The organism is Cupriavidus sp. 10L45 (assembly GCF_056395225.1).
In genome coordinates, this window is sequence record NZ_JBFTJC010000010.1 from 280,736 (window position 1) to 295,252 (window position 14,517).

A 14,517-nucleotide genomic window follows, 5' to 3' on the forward strand; every position below is an offset into this window, starting at 1 on the left:
CTGTCGGGGACAATCCTTTTTCATTTCGGGACAGATCGGGAAAACGCGAACCTGCCCTGCAGGACGGGCGCGGCAGTCACTTCACAACTGCGATTCGATGGGAAACAGCCCCATGAACCACACGCCGACGCGCCGCAGCACGGAGGACTCGGGCTCCGTGGTCAGCGGGGCGGCGTCCGGGTTCGCCTCGTCGATCCAGATCAGTTGGCGGCCCCGTTCGGGGTCGTCCTCCTCCGCGAGCCGCCACGCAATGCGCCCCAGATTCGGCAGGATCGCGCCGGCCACCTGCGCGGCCAGCGCCGGGCTCACGCAGACCACGCCCAGCTCCGTGTTGAGCTGCACCGAGCGCGGGTCCAGGTTCATCGAGCCGATAAAGACGGCGCTGTCGTCTGCCACGAAGGTCTTGGCATGCAGCGACGCGCGCGAGCTGCCGAACGCCGACAGCTTGGTATTGCCCGATTTGGTCGATTTTCCCGATGTTCCCGCCGCGGCTTCGGGGTCGTGCATCGGCTTGACCTCGTACAGCACCACGCCCATGCGCAGCAGCGTCTCGCGGTAGCGCTTGTAGCCGGCGTGCACGGCGGCCACGTCGGTGGCGGCGAGCGAGTTGGTCAGCACCGTCACGGCCACGCCGCGCTCGCGCAGCCCGCGCAACCACGCCACGCCCGCCTCGGCCGGCACGAAGTAGGGCGAGACGATCAGCAGCGTGCGCTGCGGCTGCACGTCCAGCGCGCGCAACTGGGGCACCAGATGGCCGGCCGTGTCCTCGGCAGCGCGCGTGATCTTGCCGGGATCGTCGTAGAGCAGCGCGGCGCGGCCCCATGCGGCGACGGCGGGCGGCTCGGCGAGTACCTGCCGGAGCCGCTCGCGCGCGTGCACGGCGTAGGGGTGGTCCTGTTGGGCCGCCGCCAGCGCATCCAGCCGCTCGCGTAGCGCGGCCACGGCTTCCGGGTCGGCGCTGCGGCCGGTCAGCGTGCCCACCGGATAGGCCGCCTCGCTGTTCCAGTAGGCGTCGAACGCGCCGGAGACCTCGCGCACGATGGGGCCGTGCGTCAGCACGTCCAGATCGCCAAAGCTGACGGCGGGCGATGCGCCGAAGTACTCGTCGCCGATATTGCGCCCGCCGACGATGGCGGCCTGGTTATCGGCGATCAGCGCCTTGTTGTGCATGCGCCGGTTCACGCGCGAGAAGTCCAGCAGCGCGCCCGCACGCCGGAAGGCGCGGCTGGCCACCGGGTTGAAGATGCGCACCTCGATGGCTGGATGGGCGTCCACGGCCAGCAGCAGGTTGTCGTCGGCGCCCACGCCGATGTCGTCCAGCAGCACGCGCACGCGCACGCCCCGGTCCGCCGCGCGCAGCACGGCATGGGCCAGGGATCGGCCGGTGGCGTCGTCGTGCCAGATGTAGTACTGGAGGTCGAGCGAGCGCTCGGCCTTTTCCGTCAGCAGCACGCGGGCGATCAGCGCGTCGACGTTGTCCGCCAGCAGGTGGAAGGCGCTCTGGTCTGGCGGGTCAGGGCGACGCTGCGCGGCGAGGCGGCCGAGCGTGGTTTGCGCGGTGTCTGTCATCGCGTGGCTCGGTTCACCGTCCGCCGGGGGCAGGCTGGCGCAGCCGGACAGCAGCGCGGCTGCCACCATCGTGACCATCGCCACCCGGGCCAGCACGCGTGCGGCAGCGGTCATGCATGTCTCCCGGGGAAGGGCAGGCCGCCCGCGCTGGCCAAGTCCAAAGGCCAATACAAATTGGCGCCGACGGCGTCGAGAATGGGAATGCTTGCCCCGGGAAAAGCAAGCGTTACGGCTACGCAAGAGGTGCTACGAACATAGTCCGGCATCGCGGAGATTGCAAACCGCTTCCCGGAGAGAGGAGGCAGCCATGGCTCGTTGGCTCGAGCGACTGATGTCCTGCGCGCGCGTTCTGGTCGCCGTGGCGTGGCTTGCCATGTTCACCGCACCCGGTGTCCCGGCGGCGCAGACCCCTGCACCCGCCGCGCCGCCGGCATCCACCGCGCCTGCGGCGCCGACCTTCAAGCCCGAGGAACTCGAGTCCCTCGTGGCGCCGATCGCGCTCTATCCCGATTCCGTGCTCTCCCAGGTGCTCATGGCGTCCACGTATCCGCTCGAGATCGTGTATGCGGCGCGCTGGGTCAAGGCCAATCCCAATGTGAAGGGCGACGCCGCGGTCAAGGCCGTGGAGAACCAGCCCTGGGATGTCAGCGTGAAGTCTCTGGTGGCCTTCCCGCAGGTGCTGGAGCCGATGAGCGACAAGCTGGACTGGACGCAGAAGCTCGGCGACGCGTTCCTGGCCCAGGAGCGCGATGTGCTGGCGGCGGTGCAGCGCCTGCGCGCCCGCGCCCGGGACTCGGGCAACCTCAAGACCAACGAGCAGCAGAAGGTGTCGGTGGAGCCAGGGCCCGCGCCGGTGCAGGGCCAGCCGCCACCGGTCGCCGAGACCATCATCCGCGTCGAGCCGGCCAATCCCCAGGTGATCTATGTACCGGCCTACAACCCCACCGTGGTCTACGGCTCATGGGGCTATCCGAGCTATCCGCCGTACTACTGGCCCCCGTATCCGGCCTACTACCCGGGGGCGGCGCTGGCCACCGGCTTCGCCTGGGGCGTGGGGCTGGCAGCGGCGGGCGCGATCTTCGGCGGCTGCAACTGGGGCGGCGGCGATGTGAATATCGACGTCAACCGGGCCACCAATATCGACCGCAATTTCGACCGCACCAAGGTGCAGGGCGGCGGCAAGTGGCAGCACGATTCCAGTCACCGGCAGGGCGTGTCGTACCGGGACAACGCTTCGCGCGAGAAGTACGGCAAGAACTCGGGCGGGGCGGACCGCCGCAGCGACTATCGCGGCAGGGAGGGTGGGCGCGAAGGTGGACGTGATGGTGGCCGTGAGGGCGGACGTGAGGGCGGACGTGAGGGTGGGCGCGATGGTGGCCGTGACGGCGGACGCGATGGCGTCGGCGGCGATCGGGCAACAGCTTCTGATCGGTCAGCAAACCGGGGCGACCGGCAAGGGGGCGACCGGGGCGACCGCCAAGGCGCCGGCGGCGACCGCGCGCAGGCCAGCAATCGGCAAGCCAGCGACCGCAGCCTCAGCACGGACCGTGGCCGGGGCGACATGGGCTCGGGCAGCGGGGCAGGCCGGGACAATGCCTTCCAGGGCGTAGGCGGCGGGCAAAGTGCGCAGCGCGACATGGACCGTGGCCGCGCCAGCTCGCAGCAATCGAACTTTGGCGGCGGGCACGCCAGCAGCCGTGGAACCGGCGGCGGTGGCGGTAGTCACGCGGGCAGCCGTGGCGGCGGGGGAGGCGGCGGCTTCGGCGGCGGCGGTGGCCGTGGCGGCGGTGGGGGTGGCCGTGGTGGTGGCGGCGGCAGGCGCTGAAAAGGGGAGACGATGACCGCGCGATCAACGCACCGCCTGGGGCGGCTTGCCGGAAGGGCCCGCTGGATGGCGGCCACGACAGCCATCGTGATGGCCTTGACATGGCCATGGCCGGGCCCGGCGTGGGCCGCCAGCCAGCGGCATTTCCCATCGCCCGAAGCCGCCATGCTGGCATTTGGCGACGCCGTGGCGACCAGCGACGACGCCGCGCTGGGCACCCTGCTCGGTAGCGACTACCGGCGCCTGATCCCGCCCGTTGGCGCGGACGCGCGCTACCGCTTCCTGAGTGCCTGGAGTGTGTCGCACAAGATACTTCCCGAGGGTGCCGACCGCGCCCTTGTGGCGGTGGGCGACGATGGCTGGACCTTGCCGGTGCCGCTGGTGAAGTCGGCGCAGGGGTGGTACTTCAACGTGCCCGAGGGCGTGGACGAGATGCGCGTGCGGCGTATCGGGCGCAATGAGCTGGCTGTCATCCAGACCATGCTGGCGGTCTGCGACGCCCAGCGCGAATACGCCAGCGTCGATCATGACGGCGACGGCGTGCTGGTCTATGCCGGCAAGCTGTCCAGCTCGCCCGGCAAGCGCGACGGCCTGTACTGGCCCACGGGCGGCGGCGAGCCGCCGAGCCCGCTCGGCCCCGCCTTCCTGGCTGTCGGCAAGGGCAATACCACGCAGGACGGCTACTACGGCTATCGCTATAAATTGTTGACGGCACAAGGACCGGCGGCGCCCGGCGGTGCCTACGACTACGTGGTCAACGGCCGGCTGTTCGGCGGCTTTGCCATCGTGGCGTGGCCCGTGCGATACGGCGATACCGGCGTCAAGAGCTTCATGGTCAACCACGAGGGCCAGGTGTACGAAGCCGACCTCGGTCCCAACAGCGCGGCGCGCGCGCAGGCCATGACCCGCTTCGATCCTGGCCCGGGATGGGCCAAGACGGCCCCCTGAGCCTCCGGCGCCGCCCCCGCAGGGCGGCGTCCGTGTGCAGGAAGAGATTGCAATTGCGCAGGCCGCCCACTAATGTGAAAGCCGACCATACATAGATCACGAATCTGGCGAATTCGCTTTGTCGTCTTTCTTGACGATTCCTGGCCTTATCCGGGGTGCAGCGCAACGTATATCCGGGCGCAGTACGCGCAGATCGCGCAGTCAGCAAAACATGGACGCACAAGCTCCAGGGGGTAACTGCCATGAATCGTCGTTCGTTCACGACCCTGCTCGGCGTGGCCGCACTGGCCAGTCTCAACGCCGCCTGTACCACCTCTTCCGGTTCCGCCTCGGATAACGCCAGCAAACGCAAGGAAATCGACGCGGGCGCGGACGGCGCGCTGAACCGGCTCTATAGCTCGGTCAACGGCTCGCAGGCCCTGGCCAGCAAGGCCACCGGGATTCTCGTCTTTCCCAAGATCATCGCCGCCGGGCTGGGTATCGGCGGCGAGTACGGGGAGGGCGTGCTCCGCACTGCCGGCCAGCCGGCGGGCTACTACCGCACCTCCACCGCGGCCTTCGGGCTGATTGCCGGCGCGCAGTCCAAGATGATGGTGATGATGTTCATGACGCCGGAAGCCTTGCAGAAGTTCCAGCAAAGCAAGGGCTGGACGGCCGGGGTGGACGGCTCCGTCGCGGTGGCGCAGGTCGGCGCCAACGGGCTGATCGACACCAACACGGCGCGCGCGCCGATCGTCGCCTTCGTGGTGACGAATGCCGGCCTGATGGCGAACCTCTCGCTGGAAGGCACCAAGATCAGCAAGCTCGACATCTAGTCGGGCCGCGGAGAGACCGCATGAGCCGATCCCCCCGGATTCCACATGGGACGACGTGGCTGTTGGCAGTGGCCAGCGTGGCCGCCGGCTGCGCAGTGGCGGACGCGCTGTGGCGCGCATTGCCGCACAAGCGCGCCCCGCCGCGCGCGCCGGCGCCGCGCACCGGGCGGCTGCGGCGGCGCGGCGAGAACGGCGCCGATGCCGACTATGCCTCGCTGATGCGCTCGTCCCGGCTCTCCAGCATGGGCGAGCTGGCCGGCTCGCTGGCCCATGAACTCGACCAGCCGCTGACCGCCATCGTCAGCAATGCCCAGGCCGCGCGCCAGTACCTGGAGTCCGATGTCATCGACATGGACGAGGTGCGCGAGATTCTCAAGGACGTGAACGACGAAGCGTGCCGAGCCAGCGCCACGGTGCGGCAGATCCGCGCGCTGATCAAGGGCGAGTCCCGCGTGCTGGGGCCGCTGGACATCGGCGCCGCCATCGACGAGGCCCTGGCGCTGGTGCGTGGCAACGCGCTCGGGCGCGGCATCGTGCTGACCCGGCAGGTGGCGTCGCCGCTGCCGCGCGTCAATGGCGATGCGGTGCAGATCCAGCAACTGCTGCTCAACGTGCTGCTCAACGCCTGCGATGCCGTGGACCGGGGCGTGCCCGGCAGTGGCACCCCGCGCGAGGTCACGGTGATGGCGCACGTGGCGGAGGGGATGGTGCAGATCGCGGTGCGCGACAGCGGCGCCGGCGTGGACCCCGGCGACCTCGAGCACATCTTCGAACCGTTCGTCACCTCGAAGCCGCAGGGCATGGGGCTCGGGCTGTCGATCAGCCGTGCCATCGCCGCGCGCCACGGCGGCACGCTGGACGCGTGGAACAACGCGGACCGTGGCATGACATTCCAGTTTTCGCTGCCCCAGGAAGGCATGCCCACACGACGCGGCGTCCGCATGCCGCGCGGGCTTGCCATGGCCGAATCGTCTTTCAAAGGATAGCGCCATGAGCGAACACGTTCCGACGGTGTATATCGTCGACGATGACCCCGGTGTCGTGCGCGCGCTGGTGCGGCTGGTCAAGGCGCACGGCTACCAGGCGGTGGGCTTCAACGATGCCTGGGCCTTCCTCGATGCGCGCGCGGCGGACCCCGGTCCGGCCTGCGTGATGCTGGACCTCCAGATGCCGGGCATGGACGGCATCACGCTCCAGCGCCGGCTCGACGGCGAGCTGCCGGTGATCTTCGTCACGGGCCATGCCGATGTCCCCTCCACGATCCTGGCCATGCTGGCCGGCGCCACGGACTTCCTGCTCAAGCCGGTGCAGGAAGACGCGCTGCTGGCGTCGCTCGAACGGGCCTGCCGCTGCGCCGTGGCGCGGCACATGGAACACGAGGAAATGGCCGACCTGCGCGAGCGGCTCGACCGCCTGACCCCGCGCGAGCGCGAGGTGATGGCATGGGTGGTCACCGGCCGCCTGAACAAGCAGGTGGCCAGCGAACTGGGCACGGTGGAGAAGACCATCAAGGCCCATCGCGCCAGCGTCATGCGCAAGCTGGAGGTCGGCTCGCTGGCCGAGCTGGTGCGCATGGCCGACAAGCTCGGCCTGCCCGCCGTGGCCGCCGCACGGACACCCCACCGCGCGGGTGCGGGCGCCGGGGCCTGAGCGCTCCCCACGCAGACGGGTGAAGGGCCGGGGTGCACACCCCGGCATGGCGCGCCGCCTGGGCGGGACCATGGCCCAATATCGCGGGGGCGGGGCATCTCGTAGGCTACGAGCATCAGCGATGCTTGCGCGATTGCCGATCCTGCCGATGGTCAACCTGTGGTCAATCTATGGGGCCTACCGAGACCTTTGTCGTCATCGTCGATGACGACGACGCCGTAGCCCGCGCGATTGCGCGGCTGCTGCGCGCCGCCGGCGTCGTCGTGGATACCTACGCCAGCGGCCTGGCGCTGCTGGACCGCCTCCACGCCGACCCCGGCTACCGCCCCGACTGCGTGATCCTCGATGTCTGCATGTCCGATATTGACGGCCTGGAAGTGCAGCAGCGGCTGATGCCCATCGGCCTGCCCGTGCTGTTCATCACCGCCTATGACGTGCCCGAGGCGCGCACCCGCGCGCTGGCCAACGGCGCGCTGGGCTATCTGCGCAAGCCGTTCAACGCGTCCCAGCTGCTCGCCCTGATCCCGCCCCCCCGGTCCTGACGCGGGGTGGCCCTTGGTCCAATTGCCATGGATTGCGGCGCGGCACAAGCTAGGTCGAGAAGCGCCCTTTGCATGGCGTGGGCGTGGCATGTGTGGATGGGAGACCGCAATGCGCAGCAGGATCGGCCGAGGGGGAGTGACGCTGCTGGCGGCGCTGGTGCTGGTGCTGGGCGCGGGCTGCGGGAAGGAGGAGCGCAAGGCCGCGGCGCCGCCGGTGACCGACGTCGGCGTCATCACCGTGTCGTTGCGTGACGTGCCGCTGAACTTCGAGTTCGTGGGCGAGACCCAGAGTTCCCAGCAGGTGGAGATCCGGGCCCGCGTGAACGGCTTCCTGGAGCAGCGCACCTACACGGAGGGCTCGCTGGTCAAGGCCGGCGACGTGCTGTTCCGCATGGACCAGAAGCCATTCCAGGCCGCGCTGTCCGCCGCCAACGCGGAGCTGGCGCAGCAGCAGGCGCGGCTGACCACGGCGCGCGCCAACCTGAACCGCGTGCGTCCGCTGGCCGCCAAGAACGCCTTGAGCCAGAAGGACCTCGACGACTCCACCGGCCAGGAACAGGCCGCGGCGGCGGCTGTCGAGCAGGCCAAGGCCAACGTCGTCAACGCGAAGCTGAACCTCGGCTATACCACCATCACCTCGCCCGTGAACGGGCTGTCCAGCTTCGCCAAGAAGCAGGTGGGCTCCTATATCGACCCCACCAACAGCCTGCTGACCTACGTGGCCAAACTGGACCCGATGTGGGTCAACTTCAGCCTCTCCGAGAACGAAGTGCTGCAAACACGCTCCCAGACGGCATCGGGCGCGCTGCGCATGCCTGAGCGCGGCGCGCTGGAGGTGGAAGTGATCATGGCCGACGGCAGCGTCTATCCGAGCCGGGGCCGCATCGCCTTCCAGGACGCCTCCTTCAGTGCCGAGACCGGCACCTACCTCGTGCGGGCCGAGGTGGCCAACCGCGATGGCCAGCTACGGCCGGGCCAGTTCGTGCGGGTGCGGGTGATCGGCGCCCAGCGCACGCGCGCCATCACCGTGCCGCAGGAGGCGGTGATCCAGGGCCAGCGCGGCGAATCGGTCTGGACCGTGGACAAGGACAACAAGGCGCAGTCGCGCGCCATCGAGGTGGCCGAATGGACCGAGGGCAACTGGGTGGTGCGCTCCGGCCTGCGCGAAGGCGACGTGGTGATCGTGGACGGCACGGTGCGGCTCGCGCCCGGCGCGCCGGTGCGGCCCACACCGGTAGGGGCGAAGCCGGCCTCCGCGCCGGCAGCCCAGGGCGCACAGAAATCGGCTGACCAGAAATCGGCGGCCCAGCCCGCGCCCGGTGAGAAGGCCGCGCCATGACGCTGTCGCACTTCTTCATCGACCGGCCGATCTTTGCATCGGTGCTGTCCATCATCATCGTGGTGGGCGGGCTGGTGGCGATGTTCAACCTGCCGGTGGCGCAGTTCCCGGACATCACGCCGCCGAGCATCACGGTGACCACCACATACCCCGGGGCGAGTTCCGAGGTGGTGGCGCAGAACGTGGCCGCGCCGATCGAGCAGCAGGTGAACGGCGCGGACAACATGCTCTATATGTCGTCCACCAGCTCGTCCACCGGCAACATGACGCTGACGGTGTACTTCGAGATCGGCACCGACCCGTCGCTGGCCCAGGTGGACGTGCAGAACCGCGTGAACCTGGCGCTGCCCACGCTGCCGGATGCGGTGACCAAGCAGGGGGTCTCGGTCCAGAAGCGGTCGTCGGCGTTCATGATGGTGATCGCGGTCTACTCGCCGGACAACAGCTATCCGCAGACCTTCGTCGACAACTACACCAACATCTACATCCTTGACGCGCTGAAGCGGATTCCCGGCGCCAATCAGGCCGCGATCTTCGGCACGCCGGACTACGCGATGCGCGTCTGGCTGCGGCCGGACCGCATGGCGCGGCTCGGCATCACCGTGGAGGACGTGAAGAACGCGGTGGCGGCGCAGAACGAGCAGTTCTCGGCCGGGCGCATCGGCTCCTCGCCGACCGACGGGCCAGTCAAGCAGACCTTCCCGGTGGCCACCAAGGGCCGCATGACCGAGCCGGCCGAGTTCGACAACATCATCCTCCGTGCTGCCTCGGGCGATGCGGCCATCGTGCGGCTGAAGGACATCGGCCGGGCCGAGCTGGGCTCGAAGGACTACTCGCTGCGCAGCCGCTTCAAGGGCAAGACCGCCACGCTGATGGCCGTCTACCAGCAGCCGGGCGCCAACGCGCTGGACGTGGCCAAGCAGGTGCGCACCACGCTGGAGACCATGAAGAAGTCGTTCCCGCCCGGGCTGGAGTACGAGGTGGCGCTGGACACCACGGAGTTCGTGCAGGAGTCGATCAACGAGGTGGTGCATACGCTGCGCGACGCCGTGATCCTGGTGATTTTGGTGGTCTACCTGTTCCTGCAGAGTTTCCGCGCCACGCTGGTGCCGATCCTGGCCGTGCCGGTGTCGATCATCGGCACCTTCATGGCGATGTCGGCGTTCGGCTTTTCGGTGAACATGCTGACGCTGTTCGGGATGGTGCTGGCCATCGGCATCGTGGTGGATGACGCCATCGTGGTGATCGAGAACGTCGAGCGGAATATGGTCGAGTTCAACATGCCGCCCAAGATCGCCGCCAAGCACGCCATGGACGAGGTGGGCGGGCCGGTGGTGGCCATCGTGCTGGTGCTGCTGGCCGTGTTCATCCCGGTGGCCTTCCTCTCCGGCATCACCGGGCAGCTGTACAAGCAGTTCGCCATCACGCTGGCGGTGTCGGTGTTCCTGTCTGGCATTGTGGCGCTGACGCTGTCGCCCGCGCTGGCGGCCATCCTCCTCAAGCCCGGCACGCACAAGAAGAACCGATTCTTCCAGTGGTTCAACCGCAGCTTCGACCGCATGGTGGAAGGCTACGGCAGCAGCATCCAGCTGGTGATCCGCCGCGTGTTCATCTCCGTGGCGCTGGTGCTGGCGCTGATCGTGGCGAGCGTGCTGCTGTTCATGCGCATTCCGTCGTCGTTCCTGCCCGTGGAGGACCAGGGCTACCTGTTCGGCGCGGTGGTGCTGCCGGACGCGGCGAGCCTGGACCGTACCGGCGACTTGTCCAAGCGCGCCGAGCAATGGTTCGCGGCGCAGCCGGGCGTGAAGTCGGTGGCCACGCCGGACGGCTATAGCCTGATCGACTCCCAGAACAAGTCCAACGCCGGCACGCTGTTCATCACGCTGAAGAGCTTCCACGATCGCGGCAAGGGCGAGAGCGCCGAGGACCTCATCACCAAGGCCAACCGCGAGTTCTCCACCTGGCGCGAGGGGCTGGTGATCCCGGTCAATCCGCCGTCCATCCCGGGACTTGGCACCACGGGCGGTTTCGAGTTCTGGCTGCAAAGCACCGGCGACGGCACCTACCAACAGCTGGAGGCGCGCGCGCGGGCCTTCATCGCCAAGGCGCGCCAGCGGCCCGAGCTGCGCAGCGTGAGCACGACGATCAACACGCGCTCGCGCCAGTTGCTGGTGGACCTGGACCGCGAGCGCGCCGAGACCCAGGGCGTGCCGGTCGATCAGGTCTACTCGGCCCTGCAGACCATGTTCGGCTCGCTCTACGTGAGCCAGTTCCCGAAGAACAGCCGGCTGTTCCAGGTCATCCTGCAGGCCGAGCCGCAGTTCCGTTCGCGCCCGGAAGACCTCGACAAGGTCTATGTGCGCAACACCCATGGCGACATGGTGCCGATCAAGGCCGTGACCACCTCGCGCTACGTGGCCGGCGCGGACCTCGTCACGCGCTTCAACAACTTCCCGGCCGCCAAGATCACCGGCGACGCCGCGCCCGGCTACAGCTCCGGGCAGGCGCTGACCGCCATGGAGGAAGTGGCCGCCGAGGTGCTGGGCGAGGGCTACAGCTTTGCGTGGAGCGGGCAGGCGTATGAGGAGAAGAAGGCCGGCTCGACCGCCGCCATGGTGTTCGCCTTCGCGCTGCTGATGGTGTTCCTGATCCTGGCCGCCCAGTACGAGAAATGGTCGCTGCCGATCGGCGTGCTGCTGGCGGTGCCGTTCGCGCTGTTCGGCGCGCTGGTCGCCATCCTGATACGCGGCATGCAGAACGACGTGTACTTCCAGATCGGCCTGACGGTGCTGATTGCGCTGGCGGCCAAGAACGCCATCCTGATCTTCGAGTTCGCGGTGGAGATGCGCATCAAGGAGGGGCTGAACGCCTACGACGCGGCGGTCAAGGCGTCCAAGCTGCGGCTGCGGCCGATCATCATGACCTCGCTGGCCTTCATCCTGGGCTGCATTCCGTTGGCCATCGCCAGCGGAGCTTCCGCGGCGAGCCGGCAGTCGCTCGGCACGGGGGTGATCGGCGGCATGCTCGGCGCCACGGTGATCGCGGTGTTCTTCATCCCGATGTTCTTCTGGGCGCTGGAGCGCCGCACCGCCGGCAAGGTGCCGGACCAGCCGACGCCGGGCCATCCGCCTTCGGGTCATCCGCCCGAGCCGGGGCTGGAGCCGCCCGCCGATGCGCCGGCCGCGCCGGTGCGCCGGGGAGACCCGCCATGAGCCACGTGCACTGGCAGGCGCTGGTTGGTGCCGGCGCCCTGATGGCAGGCGGCTGCGCGGTGGGGCCGGACTACGAACGGCCCGCCGTGGACGTGCCCGAGACCTATCGCTTCGCGGAGACCCCGCCGGCTACGGCCACGCCTACGGCCGCCACGCCCACCACGCCCGCCACGCCCGCCACGCCCGCCATCGATCCGCAATGGTGGGGCCAGTTCGGCGACCCGGTGCTCGACGCGATGATCGCCCAGGCGCTGGAGCGCAATCGCGACATCCTGATTGCCGCCGCCCGTGTGGACGAGTACTACGGGCGCGTGATGTCCACGCGCGGCCTGATGTTCCCGCAGGTCGGCGTGGAGACGTTGGCAAGCCGTCAGCGCCTGAGCAACAGCAGTGGCACGCTGTCGCCGGTGGGCAATCCGTTCAACCAGGTGCAGGCCGATGTGTTCGCCTCGTGGGAGATTGACCTGTTCGGCCGGCTGCGGCGCCTGACCGAGTCGGCCCGCGCGCAGTGGGCGGCCTCCGACGAGGCGCGCCGGGCCGTGGAGATTAGCGTGGTGGCGGCCGTGGCATCGGGCTACGTCACGCTGCGCGATCTGGATAACCGCCGGCTGGTGGCCGGCGACACGCTCGACAGCCGGGCGGGGGCGCTGGAGCTGTTCCGGCAGCGCTTCGAGGGCGGGGTGGTGTCCGAGGTGGAACTGGCGCAGGCGCAGTCCGAGTACGCGTCGGCGCTGACCTCGGTGGCGCTCTACGACCAGCTGGTGGCGCAGCAGGAGAACCTGCTGTCGGTGCTGATCGGCGAGAACCCGCGCGCCATGCCGCGCGGTCTGCCGATTGGCGAACTGCGCCCGCCGACGATTCCGTCCGGCCTGCCGTCCGACCTGCTGGAGCAGCGCCCGGACCTGTTGCAGGCCGAGCAGCAACTGGTGGCCGCCAACGCCGAGATCGGCGCGGCACGGGCCGAGTACTTCCCGACCATCACGCTGACCGGGCTGTTCGGCGCGGCCAGCACGGCGCTTTCCGGGCTCTGGGTGGGCGCGGCGCAGACGTGGTCGTATGGCGCGTCGGTGGCGATGCCGATCTTCAGCGCGGGGCGGATTGCGGGCGATGTCCGGCAGGCCGAGGCACGCCAGCGGCAGGCGCTGCAGGGCTACCAGCAGGCCATCCAGACCGCGTTCCGCGAAGTGGCGGACGCACTGGTGGGCGTGCAGCGCACGCGCGATCAGCTCACGGCCAAGACCGCGCAGGTCGATGCGCTGGCGCGCTATGCCGCGCTCGCGCGCGACCGCTACGAGGGCGGCTACACCAGCTACCTGGAGGTGCTCGACTCGGAGCGCGCGCTGTTCTCGGCCCAGATCGACCAGTCGAGCCTGCGCGGTACCGAGTTCGGGCAGATCGTGCAGCTTTACAAGGCGCTCGGTGCTGGCTGGCCGCTGCGCGCAGCCGGCATCCCGCAAGCGGAGCGCCGGGATCAGGCATCCACAACGGAGAGATGACATGAAAAAACGAGTGCTGGTGATGGTGGCGATGATTGCCATGGCAGGCGCGGCGCAGGCCCAGCCGGATACCAAGGTGGATGTCACGCGTGGACAGGGGACGGCCACGATGACGGGCACCGCCAAGGTGAACGCGACGATCACGAAAATCGACGCGCCCACGCGCACGGTGACCCTGAAGACGCAGACGGGCAAGGTCGTCGACCTGGCCGTGGGCCCCGAGGCGCGCAACTTCGACCAGCTCAAGGTCGGCGACAAGGTGGCGGTGGAATACCGCGAGGCGCTGACGCTGAAGCTGGAGAAGGGGAGTGGGCCGCTGTCGATGGAAACCAAGCCCATCGAGGAGCGCTCGGCGCCGGGTGCCAAGCCGGGCGGCGTGATTGGGCAGGAGGTGACCGTGGTGGCCGATGTGGTGGCGGTCAGCCCGTCCAAGCACACCGTGACGGTGAAGGGGCCCAAGGGCAATGTCATGGACCTGATGGTGGAAGACCCCGCCCAGTTGGCCGAGGTGAAGAAGGGCGACCGCATCAAGGCCGTCTACACGCAGGCCGTGGCCGTGAACGTGCAGGCGGCGACGAAGTAGCCCTGTCGCACCTATCGCACCTACTGCCATGTCGCGCCGCCTTGTTGTCAACCTCCGCGTCTGCGCCGGCCTCGCCCTCTGTGCGATGGCCTGGCCGGCCCAGGCGTACTTCGACCATTTCCTGAACAACACCATCGTCGGCCGGCTGAGCCGCCCGCAGACGGAGACGCTTGCCGACATCTACCGCAAGGCCTTGTCCGAGAAGGACGATGGCAGCAGTACGCCGTTTGAGCTGCCAGCGGACAAGGACGCGAAGGCCGCCGAAGGCAGCATGACGCTGATCAAGACCACCCAAAAGGGGGATCAGCGTTGCCGTCAGGTGAAGTCGGAGTTCCGGCAGGCCGGCAAGTCCGAGAAATGGACGGGCTGGTACTGCCGCAAGGGCGACGGCGACTGGCGGCGCACGCAGATGAAGCAGTAGCCGGGCCGTCCCTCACTTGGGTGATGCGCGCTCCGCATGGTGGACCATGGTCCAATACCGGCGCGTGCCCCGGTTGAATATCTTGTTCAGGAAGCGGTGTCCGCGCTCGGCGCGGAC

12 protein-coding genes are annotated in these 14,517 nt (G+C 68.9%); 11 read left to right on the forward strand and 1 reads right to left on the reverse strand.

The features are described from left to right. Positions 1–81: 81 nt before the first annotated feature. Positions 82–1,683 carry a phospholipase D family protein gene (locus AC1DFU_RS19630; protein ID WP_092300837.1) on the reverse strand — a complete coding sequence of 534 codons (1,602 nt, stop codon included), beginning with the start codon at positions 1,681–1,683 and terminating at the stop codon, positions 82–84. Positions 1,684–1,876: 193 nt separating this feature from the next. Between AC1DFU_RS19630 and AC1DFU_RS19635 the strand changes: the two genes are divergently transcribed. The 11 genes from AC1DFU_RS19635 to AC1DFU_RS19685 all read left to right on the forward strand — a co-directional run bounded on the left by AC1DFU_RS19635 (position 1,877) and on the right by AC1DFU_RS19685 (position 14,400). After that, positions 1,877–3,394, forward strand: a complete 1,518-nt coding sequence (locus AC1DFU_RS19635) for a DUF3300 domain-containing protein (RefSeq protein WP_441592352.1) — start codon at positions 1,877–1,879, stop codon at positions 3,392–3,394. 66 nt (positions 3,395–3,460) lie between these two features. Beyond that, positions 3,461–4,342, forward strand: a complete 882-nt coding sequence (locus tag AC1DFU_RS19640; protein WP_441592354.1) for a DUF2950 domain-containing protein — start codon at positions 3,461–3,463, stop codon at positions 4,340–4,342. A gap of 242 nt (positions 4,343–4,584) precedes the next feature. After that, positions 4,585–5,157 (forward strand): BPSL1445 family SYLF domain-containing lipoprotein, encoded by a 573-nt coding sequence (locus AC1DFU_RS19645; protein WP_092300828.1) that lies wholly within the window; start codon positions 4,585–4,587, stop codon positions 5,155–5,157. 20 nt (positions 5,158–5,177) lie between these two features. Further along, positions 5,178–6,143, forward strand: a complete 966-nt coding sequence (locus AC1DFU_RS19650; RefSeq protein ID WP_441592356.1) for a sensor histidine kinase — start codon at positions 5,178–5,180, stop codon at positions 6,141–6,143. A gap of 4 nt (positions 6,144–6,147) precedes the next feature. Then, on the forward strand, positions 6,148–6,807 hold the full coding sequence (locus AC1DFU_RS19655; RefSeq protein ID WP_092300823.1) for a response regulator transcription factor: 660 nt from the start codon (positions 6,148–6,150) through the stop codon (positions 6,805–6,807). Between the two features lie 170 nt (positions 6,808–6,977). Then, entirely contained in the window at positions 6,978–7,349 is a 372-nt protein-coding gene (locus tag AC1DFU_RS19660) for a response regulator transcription factor (protein WP_092300820.1), read from the forward strand. Between the two features lie 109 nt (positions 7,350–7,458). After that, entirely contained in the window at positions 7,459–8,688 is a 1,230-nt protein-coding gene (locus tag AC1DFU_RS19665) for an efflux RND transporter periplasmic adaptor subunit (protein WP_092300817.1), read from the forward strand. Then, positions 8,685–11,900, forward strand: coding sequence for an efflux RND transporter permease subunit (locus tag AC1DFU_RS19670; RefSeq protein ID WP_092300814.1), 3,216 nt, complete (start codon positions 8,685–8,687; stop codon positions 11,898–11,900). The genes AC1DFU_RS19665 and AC1DFU_RS19670 overlap by 4 nt, the downstream gene beginning before the upstream one ends. Beyond that, complete coding sequence (locus AC1DFU_RS19675) at positions 11,897–13,396, forward strand: efflux transporter outer membrane subunit (RefSeq protein WP_441645627.1); 1,500 nt, start codon at positions 11,897–11,899, stop codon at positions 13,394–13,396. The genes AC1DFU_RS19670 and AC1DFU_RS19675 overlap by 4 nt, the downstream gene beginning before the upstream one ends. Before the next feature lies 1 nt (position 13,397). Beyond that, entirely contained in the window at positions 13,398–13,979 is a 582-nt protein-coding gene (locus AC1DFU_RS19680; RefSeq protein ID WP_092300808.1) for a DUF1344 domain-containing protein, read from the forward strand. 28 nt (positions 13,980–14,007) lie between these two features. Next, complete coding sequence (locus AC1DFU_RS19685) at positions 14,008–14,400, forward strand: hypothetical protein (RefSeq protein WP_441592361.1); 393 nt, start codon at positions 14,008–14,010, stop codon at positions 14,398–14,400. Positions 14,401–14,517: the final 117 nt, after the last annotated feature.

Coding starts and splice junctions, on each gene's coding strand:
- AC1DFU_RS19680 (WP_092300808.1), top strand. CDS start 13,398: ATGAAAAAACGAGTGCTGGTGATGGTGGCGATGATTGCCATGGCAGGC.
- AC1DFU_RS19630 (WP_092300837.1), bottom strand. CDS start 1,683: ATGACCGCTGCCGCACGCGTGCTGGCCCGGGTGGCGATGGTCACGATG.
- AC1DFU_RS19635 (WP_441592352.1), top strand. CDS start 1,877: ATGGCTCGTTGGCTCGAGCGACTGATGTCCTGCGCGCGCGTTCTGGTC.
- AC1DFU_RS19650 (WP_441592356.1), top strand. CDS start 5,178: ATGAGCCGATCCCCCCGGATTCCACATGGGACGACGTGGCTGTTGGCA.
- AC1DFU_RS19670 (WP_092300814.1), top strand. CDS start 8,685: ATGACGCTGTCGCACTTCTTCATCGACCGGCCGATCTTTGCATCGGTG.
- AC1DFU_RS19660 (WP_092300820.1), top strand. CDS start 6,978: ATGGGGCCTACCGAGACCTTTGTCGTCATCGTCGATGACGACGACGCC.
- AC1DFU_RS19675 (WP_441645627.1), top strand. CDS start 11,897: ATGAGCCACGTGCACTGGCAGGCGCTGGTTGGTGCCGGCGCCCTGATG.
- AC1DFU_RS19655 (WP_092300823.1), top strand. CDS start 6,148: ATGAGCGAACACGTTCCGACGGTGTATATCGTCGACGATGACCCCGGT.
- AC1DFU_RS19685 (WP_441592361.1), top strand. CDS start 14,008: ATGTCGCGCCGCCTTGTTGTCAACCTCCGCGTCTGCGCCGGCCTCGCC.
- AC1DFU_RS19665 (WP_092300817.1), top strand. CDS start 7,459: ATGCGCAGCAGGATCGGCCGAGGGGGAGTGACGCTGCTGGCGGCGCTG.
- AC1DFU_RS19645 (WP_092300828.1), top strand. CDS start 4,585: ATGAATCGTCGTTCGTTCACGACCCTGCTCGGCGTGGCCGCACTGGCC.
- AC1DFU_RS19640 (WP_441592354.1), top strand. CDS start 3,461: ATGGCGGCCACGACAGCCATCGTGATGGCCTTGACATGGCCATGGCCG.